The 578-nt window shown below is 46.0% G+C and carries 1 pseudogene; it reads left to right on the forward strand.

Annotation, left to right across the window (positions count from 1 at the left end):
- Positions 1 to 578 (forward strand): annotated as a pseudogene (locus A3739_RS29045) (transcription-repair coupling factor); the annotation flags it as partial.

Here is a 578-nt window from a genome sequence, read left to right on the forward strand (position 1 = left end):
GACCCTGCTTCAGCGCTTGCCGCCCGTTGACTTCATTGCCGCTAATTCGCTGTCTTTGCAAATAGATGGTCGGTTTAATCCCGATGATTACCGACGCTCGCTCGAGCAGGTTGGCTACCGCCATGTCGATACCGTCTATGAGCACGGTGAGTATGCAGTTCGTGGTTCAATATTTGATGTCTACCCAATGGGTAGCGAATTTCCAATTCGTATAGAGTTATTTGACGACGAAATTGAAAGCCTTCGAAGTTTCGATCCAGAAACGCAAAGATCCAAAGAAAAGCTAAAGAGTATCGAACTACTGCCTGCGCACGAATTTCCGTGGGACAGAGCTTCTAGGCTTGCATTTCGTAATCGTTGGCTAGACCAGTTCGATGAGAAAAGCTTCAGCGCGCCAATACTACGCGACATCAAAGAAGGCATTAAACCGCACGGCATTGAGTACTATGCACCTTTGTTTTTTGAATCGATGGCTTCGCTATTTGAGTATTTACCTTATAGCACACAGCTAATCTTTAACGCAGGCTTTGACGATACTTTAAAAGCTGTGTGGGCCGAGATTAACGAACGCTATGAAG

It is taken from the genome of Oleiphilus sp. HI0067 (genome assembly GCF_001635735.1).